This is a genomic window from Nitrosovibrio sp. Nv4 (genome assembly GCF_900215485.1).
Classification (GTDB): Bacteria; Pseudomonadota; Gammaproteobacteria; order Burkholderiales; family Nitrosomonadaceae; genus Nitrosospira.
This window is the reverse complement of sequence record NZ_OCMZ01000001.1, coordinates 772,429-793,345: the sequence shown is the minus strand read 5'-3', so window position 1 is coordinate 793,345 and position 20,917 is coordinate 772,429. Positions and strand designations below refer to the sequence as shown.

Annotated in this window: 8 protein-coding genes and 1 riboswitch; of the genes, 2 read left to right on the top strand and 6 right to left on the bottom strand. The window is 57.6% G+C overall.

Annotated elements, in window-relative coordinates:
• Positions 1 to 33: 33 nt before the first annotated feature.
• Together CRO05_RS03525 and CRO05_RS03520 are read left to right on the top strand one after the other, a co-directional pair.
• On the top strand, positions 34 to 2,127 hold the full coding sequence (locus CRO05_RS03525) for a PhoX family phosphatase (protein WP_097065834.1): 2,094 nt from the start codon (positions 34 to 36) through the stop codon (positions 2,125 to 2,127).
• 79 nt (positions 2,128 to 2,206) lie between these two features.
• The gene (locus tag CRO05_RS03520; protein ID WP_097065833.1) at positions 2,207 to 2,836 is read left to right on the top strand and encodes a PEP-CTERM sorting domain-containing protein; all 630 of its coding nucleotides are present in this window, start codon (positions 2,207 to 2,209) and stop codon (positions 2,834 to 2,836) included.
• Between the two features lie 165 nt (positions 2,837 to 3,001).
• Here CRO05_RS03520 and CRO05_RS03515 read toward each other — a convergent pair whose 3' ends face one another.
• The 6 genes from CRO05_RS03515 to epsA all read right to left on the bottom strand — a co-directional run bounded on the left by CRO05_RS03515 (position 3,002) and on the right by epsA (position 20,640).
• Positions 3,002 to 13,198, bottom strand: a complete 10,197-nt coding sequence (locus CRO05_RS03515) for a filamentous haemagglutinin family protein (RefSeq protein WP_097066645.1) — start codon at positions 13,196 to 13,198, stop codon at positions 3,002 to 3,004.
• A gap of 327 nt (positions 13,199 to 13,525) precedes the next feature.
• Complete coding sequence (locus CRO05_RS03510; protein ID WP_235001272.1) at positions 13,526 to 15,046, bottom strand: hypothetical protein; 1,521 nt, start codon at positions 15,044 to 15,046, stop codon at positions 13,526 to 13,528.
• A gap of 163 nt (positions 15,047 to 15,209) precedes the next feature.
• A complete protein-coding gene (locus CRO05_RS03505; protein ID WP_235001271.1) occupies positions 15,210 to 16,718 on the bottom strand; it encodes a ShlB/FhaC/HecB family hemolysin secretion/activation protein in 1,509 nt (502 codons plus the stop codon).
• Positions 16,719 to 16,884: 166 nt separating this feature from the next.
• Positions 16,885 to 18,381, bottom strand: coding sequence for a hypothetical protein (locus CRO05_RS03500; RefSeq protein WP_097065831.1), 1,497 nt, complete (start codon positions 18,379 to 18,381; stop codon positions 16,885 to 16,887).
• Between the two features lie 92 nt (positions 18,382 to 18,473).
• Entirely contained in the window at positions 18,474 to 19,358 is an 885-nt protein-coding gene (locus CRO05_RS03495) for a PEP-CTERM sorting domain-containing protein (protein WP_097065830.1), read from the bottom strand.
• A 93-nt stretch (positions 19,359 to 19,451) separates the two neighbouring features.
• Positions 19,452 to 19,534, bottom strand: a riboswitch (cyclic di-GMP riboswitch).
• A gap of 335 nt (positions 19,535 to 19,869) precedes the next feature.
• Complete coding sequence (epsA, locus tag CRO05_RS03490; protein ID WP_097065829.1) at positions 19,870 to 20,640, bottom strand: XrtB/PEP-CTERM-associated transcriptional regulator EpsA; 771 nt, start codon at positions 20,638 to 20,640, stop codon at positions 19,870 to 19,872.
• Between the last annotated feature and the right edge of the window lie 277 nt (positions 20,641 to 20,917).

Here is a 20,917-nt window from a genome sequence, read left to right as displayed (position 1 = left end):
CCTGAAAAACCATACACTCGACAAGGAGATATGATGAGCAGCGCTCTGCATCCCGACGGAAAGGCGAACCCCAGTCATGCCAGCAGTAACAAATCCCGCAATCCTGCCCTCAATGACCTGATCGATGCGCACAAGCTGTCGCGCCGAGCCTTCCTTCAGGGCTCCCTGGGCATCACCGTCACTGCCGCATTCGGGGGGTCGTTGTTCGGTAGCCTGGTCAGGCGTGCCTATGCGGCACCCGCTCCCCTTGTCGGCATCGACTTCAATTCCGTGCCTGCCAACTTATATCTTTCGCCCGGAGATGACAGCGTCACGGTGCCCGCGGGTTATACCGCCCGTGTGCTCGTGGCATGGGGTGATTCCCTCACCAATGGTCCGCATTGGGATCCGGCAAGCGCAATGACCGAGGCGGTGCAGTTGCATGCGTTCGGCGCCCATATCGACGGTATGCACCTGTTCCCCTTTCCCGCCACCGGAGCGGCGGGCATTGCCAATGCCCGCGGACTTCTGGTCACTAACCATGAGTATGTCGATCCTCCTCTGGTCAATAATATCTCGCCCGCTTCCGGCTATGCGACCACATCCATCACCGTGGACATGGTACGCGCCCAGCAAGCTGCGCATGGCATCAGTGTGGTCGAGATATGGAAGAAGAGCGGTGTCTGGGAAGTCAAACGCCCCTCTGCCTTTAACCGGCGCATCACCGGTAACTCCGCCTGCGAACTCAGCGGACCGGCTGCCGGCCACGACCTGCTGAAGACCGCCGCCGACCCCAGCGGCCGGAATGTTGTCGGCACACTCAACAACTGTGCGTCCGGCTACACCCCGTGGGGCACCTACCTCACCTGCGAGGAAAACTGGAATGGCTATTTCTCCAACGAGACCGGCGATGCGTCGGGGGTACCCGACCTGAACCGGAAGCAGGAAATCCTTTACGGCCAGGCACGTTACGGTATAGTCAAGGGAGGCTTTGGCTACCGCTGGCACGAGGTCGATCAGCGCTTCCGTGCCGACCTTCACCCGAACGAGCCGCATCGATTCGGCTGGGTGGTGGAAATCGATCCCTGGAATCCGAGAAGCACTCCAGTCAAACGCACTGCGCTGGGGCGCATCAAACACGAAAATGCCTGGTGCGTCGTAGGAACCGACAACACTGTGGCCGTGTACATGGGTGACGATGAGCGCAACGAGTATCTCTACAAGTTTGTCTGCGCCAATAAATACAACCCCGTAAATCGCGCCGCCAACCGTGACCTGCTGGATTCCGGCACCCTTTTTGTAGCCAGATTCGAAGCCGACGGCCGCGGTATCTGGCTGTCCCTGATATGGGGCGAGAATGGCCTGACGCGGGAAAACGGCTTCGCCGATCAGGCAGAAGTGCTGATCAAAACCCGGCAGGCCGCCGACCGTCTGGGAGCCACGATGATGGACCGCCCCGAGTGGATTGCTGCGCATCCCGTGACACTCGAAGCCTATATGACCCTGACCAACAACAACCGCCGCGGCGGCATCCCCGCTTCCAGCAACAATATCGACGGCACCACCTCCGCCGGCAGCGCCCGCCCGGGCGTGGATGCGGCGAACCCGCGGCCGGACAACCGCTACGGCCACATCATCCGCTGGCGTGAAAATATGGGTAAGGTCGACGCCATGGATTTCGCATGGGACATCTTTGCGGAATGTGGCGACAAGCTTGATCCACAGCCTCACCATCGGGGCAACATAAACGGCGATGACTATGGCGCCCCGGACGGCCTCTGGTTCGACCAGGACGGTCGCCTGTGGATCCAGACCGACCAGGTGGGAAACGCCACCGGCGACTGGACCAACATCGGCGGAAACGTCATGTTATGCGCCGACCCCTCCACTGGCGAGACCCGTCGGTTTCTCACCGCGCCAAAGAACTGTGAAGTAACCGGAGTGACCAATACGCCTGACGGCAAGACCATGTTCATAGGCATCCAGCACCCGGGAGAGGACTGGGAAACACATTACACCCAAAACTCGACCTGGCCCGATAGCGGCATCAATGGTCCGACCACGGTCAGCGGATCGGCATCCGCATACAAGCCGCGCTCTGCGGTAGTGGTCATTACCAAAGATGACGGCGGTGTGATCGGTTCCTGACTGGTTTCCGAGTAGCCGTTTAATTCAAATCCGCGCTGTGGTTAAAAACCATCGCATCTCTAAAAACAGGAAGAACATTATGAAACTGAAAACCCTGTTCGTCGCATGCGGCATGAGCCTGATCCTGCCGGCTCATGCCGCGCTTACCTCAAATGTCAACGGTATCTCCAATCCGCACGTCATTGATTTCGAGAATTTTGACGGCTTCATCACCACTGGCCCCGAAACGGTTGCGTCCGGCGTGAGCTTCACCGGTACGTCCGGTTCTGTTCTGGGCGCTTTCATCGCAGACCTGGGAAGTAATGGCCTCTGGGGCGCTGGCAATCATTTTGCCGCCACAGATGTTATTGGCACGCTCCACTTTACCTTTGTTAACGGTCTGACCAGCGCAGCCGGCGCCTTGCTTAACAGCCATAACGGCAACCCCATGTTCATCAGCGCCTTCGCCGACAATCATCAAATAATCGAGTCACATATCATCAATGTCGACACGCTGGACGACAGCCTGAACGCGGGAACCTTCTTTGGCATCATGCGCCCGACCGCCGACATTCGCTCCATCTCATTCACCGGGCTGGGGCTGGTAGCCGATAACGTGACATTCACCACTCCTGTCCCCGAGCCCGAGGCATATGCCATGATGCTAGCCGGACTGGGCCTGATGGGTCTTGTGGCTCGCCGCCGCAGAAAAAACCTGGCAGCTGCCTAGGAGCTTGGAGCTTGATAGTTGGAAGCGTGGCAGCTTCAGTCAGCGTTGAAGCAGTTGAGGACACTGGCATTAAACGGTAAATGACGCAGTTCGACACAAATGACGACGCAGTTCGACACCCTTGCCAGGTTCCTCGGCTTCCAGAAATCAGCTCTACGTTGAATCTTATTCGCCATGCCCGATCACCTCAGCTGATATAAAGGTGGGTTTCAGTTTTTTCATCTCATCGGATGTTCGCGCGGCATCCGACAGATTCTGCGATAACGCAGTCGTGGCCTTGGATACGTCATCTCCCTGGGAAGTAGCGCCGGAGGTGGTAGCGGTCACCGCACTGGCATCTGCTACCGGAGTACCTGTGGATGTCCCTGCCACGGCGATATTGTCCGCGCCCAGCACGACTTGAGCAGCGATATTGAGATTGCCTGCGCGAATGCCGGCATCTCCCGCGTTTACCGTGCCTGTCGGTGCAATCAGATCGATATCACCTGCTGCCACGCCACCGCTCGAAAGTGCGCCAATTCCGCTGCCTGATGCGGCTCCCTGTAATTCCTGAGTCACGTTGCCCTGGGCATCCACTTTAACGATTGGCGGCGGCACTGCGGTTGCGGTCTTCTTGCCTTTACCCGCGTCGATATCCCCTTCGCTCGACCACAACAGGACATCGCCGCCACCCACTGTCAGGATGCGTGACTGGTTGACGAGTATATCGCCACGGGTGAAACCACGGACATTGCCATCGGACACAGCCAGCATGCCAAGGACATCATTGCCGGTATTTACCAATACTTCCGGCGTATTGCCGAGGCCGACAATCAAATCCCCGCCTGGAACCATGAACTCGATATCCCCGCCGCGTTCGGTCTTGATGCGGCTGGCAAACAGGTTAATCTCTCCCTGATAATTTTTGAAACTGCCATCCGCGTTTTTCTCGCGCAATCCGGGGAACACCAGCTCCAGCGCCGCATAGCCGCGTTCATAATCTCCAGCATAGGGGCTGTCCGGATTGTTGAAGTCCCGTCCGGTTGTGCGCAAAGCGGAATAGATCATCTCGCGCACCATGCCCCGCTGGGTCTCCGCATCCAGCTCATGCACTTCCTTTACTGCCTGCAAAGCACTGGCGCCATTCAAGGCATCATTGCCCACCAGCCAGCGCGCCTGCCACAGCAGGGCATCATCCGGATTACCATCCGTTTTTTCCAGATCGGCGATCAGCCGATCGATAGCGCCGGCGTAATCGATTCCCTTCGCGCCCGCTCCTGCCGCAATATCAATATCGACGCCTCCTGCCGGCAATTCAGCATTGTCGAGGTCACCCCGGCTGACGATCCCGGCGGACGTACCGAGATCAACATTTCGGCCTGCTGCCACTTCCAGCCGCCCCAAGCCCCCAATCCACATTTTGGCAAGGCCCGCACGGTCATTTCCTGCGGTAAAGGCGACATCTCTGCCTGCCTCAACGCGGCTGAAATCCGAACGGTTGGCGTGCTGCGCCAGAATGCCCACATCACGTATGTCCTGCCCGGCGCGCACCCAAAGCGCCTTCGATAGGTCCAGGGAGAGTTCGAAGGGGTTGCCCTTGACATCCCCAGCCACGGCATAAATTCGCGCCGGCTGGAGATCACCCGTATGTACAGGAACGGCAGCATGAACAAGATCGAGATCGGCGGAACTCACGGCGGTATTCGGAAACTGACTGGATGTTCTGCCGGGTCTGATCGCATTCGGGATCAGAGCGGGATCCCTATCACTCATGGACACAACTGTCGGTATATTGATCGAATCGGCCGCCAGCAATGTAAGTTGCGCGCGCGCAGCGGGACTCAGTACAATGTCATCCGCACCGTACAGGGAGATATTGCTGCGAAACGACGTAATGGACAGGCTGGGCGGCAGGAGGGAAAGCATGGGCGATTTATAATTGATGGAACTGATGTTGAAGTTGAGCGACGTTCTGTACGCGTTCTGTATGCTCGCGCTTTCCCCTCCTCCATTGTACAGCGCCACGTTGCCATTCAAACTTTGAAGGTCTGCGCCACTATCCGGGCCGTAAGTGGAAAACAGGCTCCAGGTGGGGCTGGTTACATTTCTGATGTTAAACGCCGTGGTGGTGCCGGATGACTGGACCACCAGGTGAGGGTTCAATACCGTCTGGATATTGACATCTCCCTGCGCCTGCACCCGCGCCTGCGCGTCGCCCACTGCCAGAATCGTGTAGAGCGGGCTGCCACTCGCATTCTGCCCACTGTCCACCTTACCGCCCACCTTCAGCGACAGATCGCCACGGTCGGCATAATATTGCCCGCCCAGCAGGTCGCCGCCCGTTTTCACCCGCACATCGCCGCCGCCGGTTTTCACTAACTGGGCGGCATCCGGCATCGTGGCAGCCATGCGTGCCTGGGTCGGCGTGCTGGCTGAAACGTTCTCCACATTGCCGCCGGCAGTTAGCGTAACGTCTCCGCCTCCCAGGGCGCCGATACCTTGCTGGAACTGGTCGAAACGCACCCACCACGCCGGTTGGAGCGTGTACTCGCCTGTTGAATCATTCAATCTGCCCTGGCGGAACAACCAGTTGGAATAGAGCTGCGCGGAGGGCGACCCAACAATATCTCCCTGCGCCGCCAGACTGATATTGCCGCCCCCTTGGCTAAACTGGGCATTTGCCGGGATGGCAAAGCCATCAGCCACATCGGCGACGCGCCCGGCGGTATAAATTGCTGACTTACCGTCAAGGAGCTTGATGTCGTGTCCCGCGGTAATGCGGATATCGCCTGTGCCCGTACGCACGAGCTTGCCGGCAGCCACGGCGACATCGCCAACGCCTGCCTTGACTGCCATGGGATCGGCTGCATCGATATCCGCGCCCGCTACCAATCGATAACCCCAGGAATCTCCCGCCAGCAGCGTGGCGGGCGTTATCCCGCTGCTGAATGGTGTCGCCACATTGAATCCGTCGGACAGATTGTTGTTCAGCTCAAGATTGCCCGCGGCCCTCAAGGTCAGCACGCCGGGTTCCCCTGCGGGCCGGCTGGTGCCAAGATTCCAGTTCTTGTTGAGCGTGAGATCGCCGGCTGAACGTACTTCCACGCCAGCGCGAAGATGAAAATTGCCATCGCCAGTCTTGCCCAGACGTGACGCAATCGCCCCCGCGTGGGATGCAAAGCTTGTATTGTCGGCGTTCACCGTAGCCAGACTCAGCGTCGTACCACTGCTTGCATCCGTATCGGTAAGTGTAGCGATGTTGTCATAAATCTTGACTGCTTCGACGACTACCGATTCAGCTCCACTGATGGTGCTGTTGACGCTATCCACGGCAACGTCATCGCCTGCGCCAACACCGGTGCGAGGTGCGTGGAGCACGATTTTGCCTCCCTCCCCGCCAGTGCCGCCATGCACGTCGACCATACTCCCGCCACTCAGGCTCAGGCTCCCTTCGGTCGTGCCAATTTCAACTTCACCGCCGTGTTTGCCGTTGCCTGTGGAGTAGGCATCGAGCTTCGCGCTTGCCAGTACAGCGACATCCTCCTTTGCATAAAGGCTGATACTGCCCGCGTCGTTACCCGATGCATCGATATGCCCTGCCAGATCGAGTTTGCCGGCGTCCACTGCAATACGGACATCTTTTGCCTTAACCGTATCGGATGCGGCAAGGCTGACATCGCCGGTGCGCACCCTGAGCGTTCTTGCGCCATCGAATACGCCCTGGTTGAGTGTCGTGTTAAGCGTGGAGAAATCCGTCAGCGTTGCCACATCCAGCTCGAAATGTGCGCCGTCGCCCGTGGCGCCGTTCGTATTCACCGGCGCCGAGCCCTGCAGACTCCCAGCGGCGATAGTGGCCGTGCCTTTGGCTGCATTTACAATCACCTTGCCCGCATCGCCGCCCGGCGCAGCGGATACATTCACCTGAGCGCCGGCGTGCACCACCACGTTTCCATTATCGCTAGCCAATTCGACGGCGCCGCCAGGCGATGCGCGCGCCACATCAAAGAAGGCCACCGATCTCCCCGCCGCATTCGCTACCGCATTTGCGCCCAGTTCGAGATTGCCCGTAGTTGCCGCGAGCCTGAACTGCCCCGACGGCAGATTTGCCTCGGTATCGAACATCACGTCGGCGCCCGACAGCGTCCACTTCGCCCCTAGCGTATCCACCGCCGCGAGCATCCGATCAGCCGCTATGTTGAAGGCATTGAGTTTGCCGGCTGCGGCAAGGCTTTGGCTGGCCCCTTGCTCTCCGCTGATTCGTGCAACGTTCAGGTTTGTCTCAACTGCCTCGATATCGGTGCTGCCAGCGCCGCGTCCGGTAATTTCATTCGCCCTGGCATCGACCTGGGAAAACCCGTGGATGGCTTTGGCGCCTTCGCCAAATACCAGTTTATCCGCCCGTATCGCCAGCGTACCGTTGCCTGGTGTGCTGCCGGCACCGGCCGTGAAGGCCGCTGCCGATGGATTAGAGATCAATATATTGGTGGCGCGCAGATTTGCGGTTTTACCGCTGTTATTCAGGCCAGCCAGCCCCGCACCCAGCAGATTCAAAGCTTGCAGTGTCGGCTTGCCCTCGGCATCCACGCCGCCTACGCTCACGTCGCCATGCAGGTCAAACGTCGAATAACTTGTCAGCGTCAACGAACTCAGGCTGTTCAGTCCGTCAAGTTCGCTCTGACTGAGTATCAGCCCTTCGGTACCTGTCGGCGCATTGCCAAAATTCACCCGTTTCGCGCCGATGGTCAAGTTTCCAGCGACGGGATTACCTTGGTCGTCGGTAAAGCTCGGCGTACCCGCAAATGCATTCTGCCTGGTGGCATCGAGCGTGATCGAATTTCCTGAACGGATAACGCTGCCTGCTTCGCCGGTCAAAGTGCCCTGACTGCGGTCCGGACTTCCGGTGCGGGAAAATGCCGCGTAAGTGGATGCTGTCCGCACCAGCGCTCCATTACCGTCTGTGCTGTAGCTACCGCCCGCGCTAGGCGCATTGCCCGTATTATCCTGGGCCTCGACGACACTGCCGGATTTCAGAGTGAGAGTATTCTTTGCCGCCAGAATGATTTCACCAGCTTTCAAGCCGTGATTGGCGTCATTGGCCAACGTCACTTCATCGGCGCCAACCACGAGTGTAGTGCTATCGGTACCTGTGCCGAGGCTGCGAGTGCCGCCCAGGAACAGGCTTGCCGCACCCATGGCATTGAGTGCGGTAGCCGCAATACGCGTGGCAAGCGGATCGATTCCGGACGTTCCGGAAGAGATATCGCTGGTAATGGCGATTTTAGGTGCGCTGATATCTACAGCGGCTCCACGGCCGCCTGCGGCTGCTCCTAATTTGAAGATGGCATCCAGCTTGAGAGCCCCGGTGGTGTCCATGGAGAGCAAGCCTCCATCCTGTGGACGAACTTGGCTGGTTTCAAAAAAATCCGACGCGCGAGTGAGATTGATTTCTGAACGCTGCAAAACCTGCTCGCGGGTTAGCACCTCAAACCCGCTCCACAGTGCATCGCGCGGACCGCCCGCCCTGCCGTCGGTGACATAGCCAGGCACAACCTGGACACCGTCCTGCTTGCTGTAAGCTTGCCCCGGCAGCAGATTATGCACATCCGTGGCCAGCCTTACAGCATATGCTCCCGGCAGCAATGCATAGTGTGCGGGCAGCAGCGTATAAACGCCTGCGGACAGTCCCGGTATGCCGGTGAGATACACCATATCTCCCGCCACGCGGTCGAAACCGGTATTCTCCTGCCTGTCGCCCGGGGCGAATCCACTCGAATAGCCCGGCAGGATGGCATAGGTGCCGGCATCGTTGAGCATATCGCGCGAACCTCCCGGTCCTACGCTGAACTCGTAGGCCTGCAGATCCCCGCCACCGGCGAGATCAATTGTTGCGCCCGCCTGCATGTCGATATTAGCCGCCTTCGTACGAATTGATTTTTCAGTCAACGCAAGCTGCGGGATCTCGAACGAGTCCGGTTTGTATAGCCAACTACGACCATTCACCAGTGTGCCAAACGGAATCAGGCTGCCCGGCGTGGCGGCGGCCGAGGTCAGGCTGCCATCTCCGAACATAAGGCTATCAGTGGCGTTGAAATCCAGTTGTCCGAATGGCGCCCACACATTGCCATTCTGCAAAATATTAGCGGCTGTTACGGTGAGACTGCCCAAGGCGGACAGCGGCTGTGATGGCTGCATGGTATTGCGGCTGAACGCAACCGTCCGTCCCGGCGCCTGAATGCTGACCTGGCTATAGGTCGCCGGGGCTATTACCGCGCCGCTAAAAAGCAGATCTGCCGCGCTTGAGAGCGTACTTGCCGGACGTGGCGATCCGCCGCTGCTTATACCCGACAGCCTGACTTCCTGAGCCCCGGTCAGTTCAGCGCGCGCCATGCCGCTCAGGGTCAGGTTGCCCGCCAGTTCCAGCAACTGTGCGTCAGCCTTGAGTACACCGCTGCCGGCAAGCGGCGTATTGATAACATCGAGACGGTTTATGTCGAAATTACCCAGGCGCAAGGTTTCTGCTTTCAGTGCGGCCTCGCCTCCCGCCATTTCGATACGTGGCGCATCCAGTACCACCTCTTTCAATGCCAACGATCGGTTGGCGCCCAGATTCAAGCCGCCTTCCAGCCGGATCGCGTCGCGGCTTTTAAGCGCGATGCGATCGAAACCTGCGGCTTCAAGCGCAAGGGCGCCAAGCTGGGCTCGCCCGTTCAGCTCGGTGGGAATAGCGGAGCCAGGAGTCAGACCCTCCGCCTGCGGCGCCGCCGTTTGCGCCAGGCTCAGCACGCGCTCTCCAAGTGGAAAGCCTTTATTTAGTGCATCATCCACATCTTGAAGTCCCAGTACGACATCAAGCATCCCAGCACGATTTGATGCGCCGCCTGCCTGCGCCATGATGTCACCCTCAAGCAGGACACCTTCGCGCGCAATGATGCTGAGCGATCCAGCATCACTGCCCACCCATTGTCCAAGACCCCCGGCCTCATTCAGAATATCCAGCCGCAGCGGCGCCACACCCGCAATATTGATGCGAGACCCCGCCTCGGCCACGACATTACCGAACTGCGCATTCAACGTCACTGTGCCGCCATTCAGCACTTCGCCCTGGGTGAGCCGCTGGTTGTCGAGATAAGTGAGAGCCGTGCCTGACACATCGAGCACCGCCTGCTTGCCCAGCCAGAGACTGTTGCTCGCGTCAAAATTAAAGGCGTGCCCGTGATCGAGCGTTGCGGTAATGTGACCGCCGGGTGCGGTGATACCTCCCTGGATGTCCAGCAGCCGCCCTGCTGCAAGGTTTATTCTTGCCTTGGGGTCGGCCTCGATATGCGCACCCGCCCCGATCAACAGGTCGCCCGCCCGATTCTCCGCGTCTTTTGCCGTAAGACTCAGATTTACTGGTTGGCGCACCAGATCATCCAGCTTTGTCTGGCGAGTGAAATCTTCCACCCTGGCGCCGCTTGGCCGCAGAGTGTAGTCGGGCTGCAATTCCAGACTGAGTGTGGTGGGTTTAATCCTCACACCCTCGGATAAGGCCACGCTCTCATTCCCGGCAAGATTGATATTGCCAAATCCCCCGCGCTCGAAAAATCCTGCATCCAGATTGACTGTACCGGCTGAGTTATCAGGTGTGCCGCCAATCTGGATTTTATTGCTGGACACCGTGAGCGTGCCGCCTTTGCCGATGCCGTGACCACGCACATTCTCATCAAGACCTGACATCGCGTTGCCGGACAGGCTGATTTCGCCGCCATTGCCGGCAATGAAGCTGCCTCGACCATCCACCTTGAGCCTGCCGCCGCCGGTGACGTCCAGCAACGTGTTTTGCCCCAGCGCAACATTGTCAACCGCGGTAAGCGTGATTTTGCCGCCATGCACCAGCGCGACCTCGCTCGAACCCACTGACACTCCGCGTAATTCATTCACCCAGGCTCCCCGCGCCGACAGCATTGCCCCACCGGCCAGCACCACATCCAGCGGATTTGATACGATATTAATGTCGTTCCTTAAGGCATTAAGCACAATCGAGCCGCCTGGAGCCTCGATATCGGCGCCGACCATAACCCCTTGGGCGGTGATATGCACGCTCCCGCCTTGCGGGGCACGCAAACCCTCGCGCACTGCCGCCGCCTGGTTACTGAAAATTTCCAGATTGGCGACCTTATCCTTGCCCAGCAATGCAGGATTGAGGGTGACAGTATCAACAAGGTCGGAAGACAATACGTCGCCGAACTTGAACCCCGTCGGCAGCGTAGCGCCAGCGCTGTTCAGCTCGACCAACTGGTTCAGCTTGTAGTCGTTTTCGAGACCGCTGCTAGCCTCTGTCACAACGCCGGTACCGAGGGTCAGGCGCGCGCCGACAGGCATGATGCCAATATCACGCTGCATTGCGCCGATGGCTGTGCGGCCCTGAATATCACCCTGCATCACGCTCGCGCGCAGACCGATCACTTCCAGCGCGCCTGCATTCTTGCCTTCGGTGTAGCCTGGGTCGTAATTGAAACTCTGCCCTAAGTCGATGACTTCCTTCATGTTCCAGCGTCCGAAATCCTGCACGTAACGAGTGGCGATGCCGTCATAACGCACATCGACGCGTGCATTGGCGACATCGGTCAATACTCCGCGGGACATGAGCAGCGTGGTTTTCACGGTGGCCGGGGTGTAGCTCAGGCTGCCGCCCGACAGATCAATCATCGCGCCGGGTGCGATAATGGCCTCCCCCAACGAGCTTACGCGCACGGTACCCCCCTGGGTGGAGCGTTCGGCGACGTTGCGCTCCAAGCGTGCCTGGTAGGATTGCAGACTGTCCTTGGCGATCAGGGTGGGCTTGCCGGCATTGGCATTGGCCAGGGCGCGGTTGATGTCGACAAAAACCTTCTGGCTGCGCAGCGGACCCTCGCGATTGACCGGCGAGTCTTTCAGCTCATCCCCCCGCAACTCCACTTCCACCCCGTTGCGCGCCGTGGAAACCGCCACGTTTTCCAGTCCGGCTACGCTGATGCGCGCACCGTTGGCAATGTGAACGCGTGCCGTGCTGGATGCCGGTACGTTATACTGTTTAAACGGATCATTATTTACTAGCACAGTGGGATTATCGATAGCGAAAAAATTCACTTCGCCGGCAGGCGCATTAATCACAGCGCCGTTTTCCATCCGCACATCCTGCCCCAACACTCTCACCTGAGAGGGAAGCACCAGGCCCGTGCCGGTCAATCCATCCAGCACACCGGTGTTGTCGGACACATCCGGCAGCACCTCTGTCAGGCTGCCATCGGCCAGAATCACACGCCCGCCACGTGTGGAATTGTCCTGGGCAGTCGCCGCATCCTTAGCCAGCAGATACACCGAACCGTTGGCGATCACCGAGGTCGTCGCCCGAGCGATGCCATGCTGGTTAACGGCGTAACCCACCATGGTGACGTTGCCCCGCGGAGTAGTCAGTTCACCGAGATTGGTAACATGGCCGAGCTTGTCCAGCGTGGCATCCTTTAGCGCGACGGTCTTTCCATCCAGCCTGCCGTCCTTGACGCCGGCGTTAGGGGTCTCGAAATCGCTCAGACCGGTCGGACTGTCCACTTCAACCAGCAGCCCGCGCACATTGGCGTCTACCGGCTCAGCCGAGGCCGAACGCAAAAACACCTTGGTGCCGGCTGCTGCAATCACCTGCCCATCCGGCGCTTCCACCGTGCCTTTATTGATCACGGTCGGCGCAATCAGCATTACCCGGCCCTGGCTGCCCGCCGTAATACGCGCACCTTCGAAGACCTTGATGAAGCCGCCAAAGCCTTCGAATTGCGGAGTCGTCTTGTCGGTGGTCAGGAAGGCATTGAGGATGAAGTTGTCGTGGATATCCAGACTGCTCGCGGTGAAGCTGTTGAGGTTGACTTGCGAGGAACCCATGAAGGCGATGCCGTTGGTATTGACCAGAATGATATTGGCATTCTGACCCATAGCCTGGCTGATGATGCCTGCAATCACGCTGGGGTCATTATCCCAGACGCGGTTTAACGTAGTGAAATTCGCGCCCTGCACCAGATTCTGCGCGGCCAGACTTTCCACCTGCTGGAACTGCACTGAGTGGCCGGGGCTGACGTTGAAGCTTTCCCAATTGAGAATGGCTTTGTCGCCTACCTGGTTGACCACGGCTTGATGGCCCTGGACGTGATAGTCCGCCTGACCTGCGGTGACGAAATCAGGAACAACTCCACCGCAACTACCTCCACCGCAGGGGACCGGCAACTCGGCCTGTACGGATGCAGCCAGCAGCAGCCCCGTCAGCAGCAGGACCGTACCGCTTTCCGCCTTGCCACGGCCGCGTGCGGTTTCCGCAACGGGAATCAGCATGCCCAAGGTCGCGTTGAAAATAAGGCGATAGATATTGTGATTCATCTTCTCAATTCCTTTAAGGGCGGTCTCCGGCTGCCGATCGATCGGACGGCCCATATCACGTACATTAATCTTTTTTTTCAGGATAATTACTTGTTGTATCGTATGGACTCGTGATCCAGATTGCACTGACCATCCGTCCGCCAGCAGGCATGCCGAAACGGAAAATGCACCTACCACATCAATCCGAAACCCAATCCGCCTTTAAAGCTCGCCCCCACCACCGTACCTATAAGCCAAATGGAACAATCCCGAAAATGGAACAACCCGAAAGAGCTGTCCCGTACAACCTTACTGGGCAGGCATTGCATCGCCTATTAAAGAAGAGGCCTACTGGCCCGCAGGGAGGCAGGAATTGCCGAAGCGTGCGCCTTTGGAGGCGGAGCCGCTGCCCCCGAACAGTGGCGTAGCAAAAATACCCTTCAGATCGCTTTCCCCCAAGGTGGCGGCGACTGCGGTGATCAATGCAGCAGCGCTTGGGCTGGCGGGACTTATCGAACCACCGGCAGTGAATACCGCCAGTTCATACCAGAAGGTGTAAGCTCCATCCATCGCTTTAGCACGCTGCTGGGTGTCAAAATTTGGGGATACATCATCCAGCTTGACGAAGGCCCAACGGTTATTCGTGGCGGTGGGTGTCGGGATATTTTCCATGGACACCACGCCCAGAGCGAATTGTCCCGCGCCGGTCGCCGTGTTCAGGGTGTCTTTCACGTGCCCAGCGGTGGACTGCTCGGTCACTATCGCTGTAGGTGTGCTGTCGGTGGCACGTGCCGGTTCCAGCGCGCCTTGCGACAATCCCGTGGCACAAGGTTTATTCGAGAAGCGCAAGTTGGAAGCAGACTGCGTGCCAGAAGTCGGGACGCGGCGTACCAGATTGACAATGGAACCTGCCGGACCGCCGAACAGGCCGCCGTCCACCCCACCGATCGAATCCCTATTAGCAATTGTGGTATAGCGTTGAGCCGGCAGGCTGGGCTGACACGCTGGCGTGAGGTTGGGGACGGTTGCAGAACCGTCATCGCAAGTCGCAGCCAGTACACCGGCGGCAACGTCGTTCTTCTGCAATTGAAGGTACAGCGGGTAGCTCACTGCCACGCCAAAGGCTTGGCCGATGTTGATCGCGACTTCATCGCCTATCGAGCTCAGATTCAGCGCGATATCCAGATTCTGCTTGTTGATCAGGTACTCGGTATCGGAAAAGCCGCCATCGGGATAGCTCTGGCCGGGCAGACCAGCGACATCGCCTTTGAGCGTGGTCGTGAAGGTTTTAGTTACAACATCGTCGCAGCCAGTGTAGCGTCCAATGGACCACGGCACCCCGTTAAGGGTGACGAGCGTGCTACCGGCGGGACCAGCGGCACATTTTCCGGTACCGCCCAGCAACGCTAGATTATTGAGACGCTTCAGATTACCAGGCAAATACCCCTGAGGATCCGGCTCTCCCGCCATGCTCAAATGCGGCGCGTGGGCATTGAAGGAACCACCTTCAACCGTATGGTACATCACCACTTTTTTGCCGTTCAGCGAACCTGCGGCGGAACTCATGGTGCAGGCATAAGCGAACCTGGAACCGACCTTGTTAGGCAAGCCATAGACATGACCAGGTTCGATGCCACCGCCCTCCAGGTACATGTGGGCATCATTGATACCCAGGTTGCCGGCCAAGCCGTTGCAAAGCGACATTACGCTGCGAAATACAGCATTGGTGGTGGAAGATGAGCCGGACAACCACACGTAGGTGGTGGGGCCAGCGGCAATCTGGGTGGGGGTCAGGGCGAGTGCAGCAGGGGTCGTGCCAAGTGTTGCCATGGCCAGCGCTATTCTACTCAGTTTCAAAGTCATTTTCATTTTATGTATCCTTATAAGTTTTATCTGATCCGGGCATCCCGAAGTTCTACCTAGTTTCCGTCTTGTACGACTACCTTAATCTTCCAGATTTTCAACATGACGATATTCATCCTGGACCATATGGCACGGTACCCAAGCCTCCCTCACATCAATCATTCCTCCGTTACCACGCATGCCGAAACAGAAAATGCACCCGCTTGTCTCCCGCTTTCGTCCTGCCGGCCTCTTCAAGCGCGACAGCCCAGCTCACGTCCGCCGACACACCCTTCCAGCCCTTGAGACGGAAGCCCATCCCGGTACCCGCCAGATCGAACCGGTCCGTCTGCCCCGGCAGCGGCTGTTGCACACGCACGATTCCTCCGTCAATAAAAGCCAGCAGCCGGAATTCATCAAGCCCGTTGAGCAGATAGTTGGCATAGTTGGGCGTAAAGGCTTCCAGTCCCCCTGTAACGCTGTCGTCACCCAATGCAGCGACTTCAAGATAGCCGCGCACCGTATTTACCCCGCCGATGATTGATTGCTCGTTGGCGATGAGGGGTTGCGCCGCGATCTGCCAGCTCCCCCGGCCGGCCAGCCCCCAGCCTTGACGCCAAGTTTCGGTGTGCGAAAAATTGCCACGCAGATATGCGTAATTGGCCTGGCCCTTGAAGCGCTTGTTGGCGAATTCCTCCTCATCTCCAACCAGTCCGCGTACGTGGAAATTTGCGGATACGCCGAACTTGGTGGTTCGTCCTTCTCCCAGCCAAGTGCCATCCCAGCCTACGGTGAAAGGAAGGTAGCTGATCGGCGTGTTGAAATTGCCCCCATCAAGGAGGTTCACCGTCTGCCTGAAATCTTTGTAATCCACTCCCAGCGTTGCGGTATGGAAGAATTTGTCACTCCCCGGCAGTGGCAGGATGTAACGGACCCCCACCAACAGGCCGTTGCCCAGTACATTGAGCGTACCCAGTGAAGCCACGTCCGATGCGGAATAGACGCTATATAAGGCGAGAAAACCGCCGATCGGTACTGGCAGCGTGTAATTGGCGGAAAATACCTTGCTTTCGTCCGGATTCTCCGGCGCGATGAGCCCCGTCAGGCCAAGGCTGTGCTGTTTGTGCCACAGGTTGTCCCAACTCAGATTCGCACTGAGCCGCGTTAATGTCGTATTTGGAATCTGGCGGCTGTTCAGCTCCACGCTGCCATGGAGCGGCAGTTGATCCTTCACTTTCAGATCCACTTCAACCGTGCCCGGCGTCTTACCAGCCCTTAAAACAGGTGTAATTTTGCGATCAGCCGAGCGATTCAGGTTTCCCAGCTGTTTTTGCATTTCTGGGAAATGCGGCACTTTACCCTCAGCCAGTTCCGGTATCGCCGCCTTGATATCAGCCGGACTGAAATAACGGGATTCAACCACGCGCAGGCGTTTCACCGGCGCTTCGGTCACTGCCAGCCTGACTATCGCGCTATCGACCTTTTGCTGGGGGATGCTTACCAGCACCGTCAGATAGCCCGCATCGTGATAAGCGCGTTCCAGTGCATCGCGCGCGCGTTCCACATCTTCCAAGGTTTTGTTTTCGCCCAGATGGGAATAAACAGCCTGCTCTACCACCGTGACAGGAAGCAATGTCGCACCTTCCACCCGGTATTCGAATACATCGAACCGGGCTTCCTGCGCATGGGACAAACGCATCCAACCTATGAGGCAAAGCAAGCATCCTGCCCACAGCACTTTATTCATCATTCGCAACGTCAAAACCCAGCTGAACCATTTCCTGTAAACACAAATGGGACAGCCCCGAAAAGAGCTGTCCCGAGTAACATTTGGGACGGCGTTGCACCGTCCATTCGCGCAGTGCCTACTGGACCGCAGGCTGGCAGGAGTTGCCGAGGCGCGCGCCTTTGGAGGTGGGACCGCCCGCGCCGGCCACCGGCGTGGCAAAGATACCCTTCAGATCGCTTTCACCCAAAGTGGCGGAGACTGCCGTAATCAAGGCAGCAGCACTCGGGCTGGCAGGACTGACCGAACCGCCGGCAGTGAATGCCGCCAGCTCATACCAGAAGGTATAGGAGCCGTCCATCGCTTCAGCACGCTGCTGGGCGTCGGAGTTGGGAGACACACGATCCAGTTTGACAAAAGCCCAGCGGTCGGTCGTGGCGGTCGGTGCCGGGGTGTTTTCCATGGACACTACACCCAGAGCAAACTGACCCGCCCCAGTTGCTGTATTCAATGCGCTCTTCACACCGCTGGTGCCGGACTGTTCGGTCACTATCGCTGTGGCTGTGCTGTCGGTTGCACGTGCGGGGTCCAACGCCCCCTGGGATAGGCCCGTGGCACAAGGCTTGTTCAGGAAGCGCAGATTGGAAGCAGACTGGGTACCCGAAGTCGGAACGCGACGCACCAGATTGACTACGGAACCGGCAGGTCCGCCGAATAGACTACCGTCCACGCTACCAATCGTACCTAAGCCCGCAATAGCGGCATAGCGCTGGGCCGGCAGGCTGGGCTGACAGGCGGGCGTGAGATTGGGGGCAGTTGGAGAACCGTCATCGCAAGTCGCAGCCAGCACACCGGCGGCAACGTCATTCTTCTGCAACTGAAGATAAAGCGGGTAGCTCGCCACCACGCCAAAGGCTTGGCCGATGTTGGTCGCCACTTCTTCGCCTATCGAGCTCAAACTCAGCGCGATCTCCAGATTCTGCTGGTTAATCGCGTACTCGGTATCAGAAAAGCCGCCGTCGGGATAGCTCTGGCCGGGAAGACCCGAGGCATCACCTTTGAGCGAGGCAGTGAAGGTTTTGGTAACTGTGTCGCTACAGTTATTGTAGCGTCCGATAGGATAGGCCACGCCGTTAAGCGTGACGCTGGTGGTAGCAGCACCCCCTGCGGCGCATTTGCCGCCACCGCCTAGCAATGCCAGGTTGTTGATGCGCTTGATATTGCCCGGCAGATAACCGTTGGGATTAGGCTCGCCCGCCATGCTCAGATGCGGGGCGTAGGCATTGAAAGAACCGCCCTCGACCGTGTGATAAACCACCACCTTCTTGCCCGCCAGCGAACCGGCGGCGGAACTCATGGTGCAAGCGTACGCGACTCTGTCGCCGCTGCTCCTGCCAGGCTCGGTGCCGCTGCTTTCCAGGTACATGTGCGCATCATTGGCGCCGCCATTGCCAGCCAAGCCGTTGCAAAGCGACATCACGCTGCGGAACACGGCATTGGTCGGGGCGGATGCACCCGACAACCATATGTAAGTGGTGGGACCGGCAGCGACTTGAGCGGGGGTCAGCGCGAAAGCCATTGGGGTCGTGCCAAGCGCGGCTACGGCCAGAGCAATTTTACTCAGTTTCATTTTCATCTTGGTATCCTTTTAAACTGGTTGATATTGCGAATTAATACCTGCTTCTGTTCCCGACTCCCTGAAGGGGGCAGCGCAGGGCGATAGCAGTCTCAGACGCCTGCGCGTCGGCGAACCATCATGCCGAGCATGCCCAGCCCGGCCAGCAGCATGGCCCAGGTATCCGCTTCAGGGATGGGCGACACTGATGGATTCGTAAAGGTGAGGATCCCGTTCTCGGATAACTTGAATTTGCTAAATTCGTCTCCACTGATGCTGCCGTCTTGATTCAGGTCAAACCCAAACGGGGTCTTTGTGGCTTGTGCGAGGTTGGAAGTGGAAGACGTAGTCAGAAACCAGAAATTCTGCTCCGTCCCCAACGGCTGGGTAGTATCGACAGTCGTCTTCGTCAACCAGGTATCGCCCTGCCCAAAGCCATTGATGGCGCCGAAAAAGGTATTGCTGGGGTCAGTCGGCGTAGCAACGCTGGCGCCATTAGCGTCGGTGGCATGCGTACCCCGACCGTTGTTGGCATTGATATACGGCTCCATCATGGAAAATAATTTCACGTTGGTATTCCCTTGACTCGGCCAGGCGTCCTTATTCCCCGTGGTCAGATAACGTGCGCCTCCGGCGGCGCTGAGATCGGTGTTATCCAGGGCGACGACATTAAATTCGACGAGGTGCGCATTGGCAGGGGTGACGAAGCTCATCAGTTGATTCCATGAGGCTCCGTAAGCACCGCCAGTAAGGTCCCAGGTTTGGCTAAAGCCAGCCTGTCCGTTCGTAGCGAGCATATCGTTCATTGCCATGCCGAGATCGAACAGACCCGAAATGTCATCACCACCGGTGGTTGCAGAAGTACCACCGTAATAACGTACGTTGAGCAGCAGTTCGCCATTACCGGTGGCGCCGCCATCGATAGCGGCAATGGCCGGGGCCGAGGCTGCCATGATGGCAGCGAGAGCGAGTGCCTTGATTTTAAAATTCATCTTCATTGCGGATACTCCATAGGTAGTTAGTGTTGCACCAAATAAATCAAAATCCGGCTGACTGATCCATGAAACACCGTCTCATCTGATCAACCGTCTTGGAGCAACCCGGCTACCTCCGCTTGCAGTGGAGACCCGCAGCTTTCCGTCCCCGCCTCGCAACGGGTTTGGCTTTGTTCCTGACCGGCTCGAGCGCTTGTACCTGTTGCCGGACGTTTGCCACTATATGCAGGAATCGTTAAGTGCTCGTGAAGCGCGACCGTGGTTTTCGTAGTACTTCTTAACTATTTTTTGTATCGCTACTGCGCCTGATCAATCTCAAACTCTGCTTCATGCGCTCCGACATGCTAAGAACTTTATGTGACGGCAAATCGATAAGCGGACGAGCTTTTCATGAGACGTTCGGACTATGCGGCAATGAGGCGGTATACCGATGGTCCCGATGAATTGCGGGATGGGGGAGCGGGTGGAAGAATTACATCTGACGCGATCGCAGCGGAACGAAACCAGGCTTCCTTTAAAGCGTAATCTTCAATGCCATGGCTTTGGCCACCGCATGGGCCCGGTTGTTAACATTTAGCTTGCGCAGGATTTTTTGGATATGGTTTTTAACAGTAAGCGGACTGATATTCAGCAAACTTGCGATTTCCTGATTATTCTTGCCCGTCTGCACGTGACGTAGAATTTCCGTTTCCCGGTCGGTGACAAGTTTCCTGGTTTTTCCCGCCACAATACCGTGCTTCTGATGGCGTTCATGGAACAGTATGCGCACCAGCGCCATATGCATATGGGGCATCAGCAGCTCAAGGAAATACGCATGACGCTCGGTTAATGCACCTGAAATTTGCGTAAAGGTGAAGAAACTTCTTGTGCGGCCATTGGCATCAAACATGCCGTGCGCTGCAATGCGCTCCAGATCGTCACCCTTGAGGTCGGCCGCAAAATGCTTATACGCATTCGCGCCGGGATTATGTGGGCAAAGCAGCAGTGGCTGATTTCTCCCCAGACTCCACGCGGACATGGCGCGGAATATTATTCCGCCATCCGGCCGGCAAAGCTCGGAAATTTTCAGTTCGTTGATATTTGTCCGGCTGAACTTTTCGATATTGACAGCCTGACCGGACCCTTCATCGAATATGCATATGAGCATGCCATGCGGCAGCAGGCTTTGTACCTCGCCTTGTGCCCATAAAAAAAACTGGTGACGCTGTAAAACAGTGATCGATGAATCGATAATTCGGAATAGATATTCCAGCTCTCGTTCCGTCAGAGTAAAAACTCTCTCCATATTCTCCTACGCCCTGATTATTCGTATCGTATGTGGGCCATGGCCATCGGCACAGTGCTATTGTTCAATTCAGAAGATTGCCTATTTTCACGGCGGTGTATGACAAATTCATTAAGATAACGTGTCAAATTCATGAACAATGAGATAGGTAAAATGGATCACGTCAAACACTTGTGGAAATATTTCATTTGGATAGGACGCCCGCGAACAAGTCCACGTGTTTGCTTCCAGGCAGGCTGGCTCCCATTTGGTTCGTGTTTGCACTTCGGGCGAGCAA

Bases quoted from the DNA above. Each gene is read 5' to 3' on its own strand.
- CRO05_RS03500 (WP_097065831.1), bottom strand. From the start codon at position 18,381: ATGAAAATGAAACTGAGTAAAATTGCTCTGGCCGTAGCCGCGCTTGGC.
- CRO05_RS03520 (WP_097065833.1), top strand. From the start codon at position 2,207: ATGAAACTGAAAACCCTGTTCGTCGCATGCGGCATGAGCCTGATCCTG.
- CRO05_RS03515 (WP_097066645.1), bottom strand. From the start codon at position 13,198: ATGAATCACAATATCTATCGCCTTATTTTCAACGCGACCTTGGGCATG.
- CRO05_RS03525 (WP_097065834.1), top strand. From the start codon at position 34: ATGAGCAGCGCTCTGCATCCCGACGGAAAGGCGAACCCCAGTCATGCC.
- CRO05_RS03510 (WP_235001272.1), bottom strand. From the start codon at position 15,046: ATGAAAATGACTTTGAAACTGAGTAGAATAGCGCTGGCCATGGCAACA.
- CRO05_RS03495 (WP_097065830.1), bottom strand. From the start codon at position 19,358: ATGAAGATGAATTTTAAAATCAAGGCACTCGCTCTCGCTGCCATCATG.
- CRO05_RS03505 (WP_235001271.1), bottom strand. From the start codon at position 16,718: ATGCGTTTGTCCCATGCGCAGGAAGCCCGGTTCGATGTATTCGAATAC.
- epsA (WP_097065829.1), bottom strand. From the start codon at position 20,640: ATGGAGAGAGTTTTTACTCTGACGGAACGAGAGCTGGAATATCTATTC.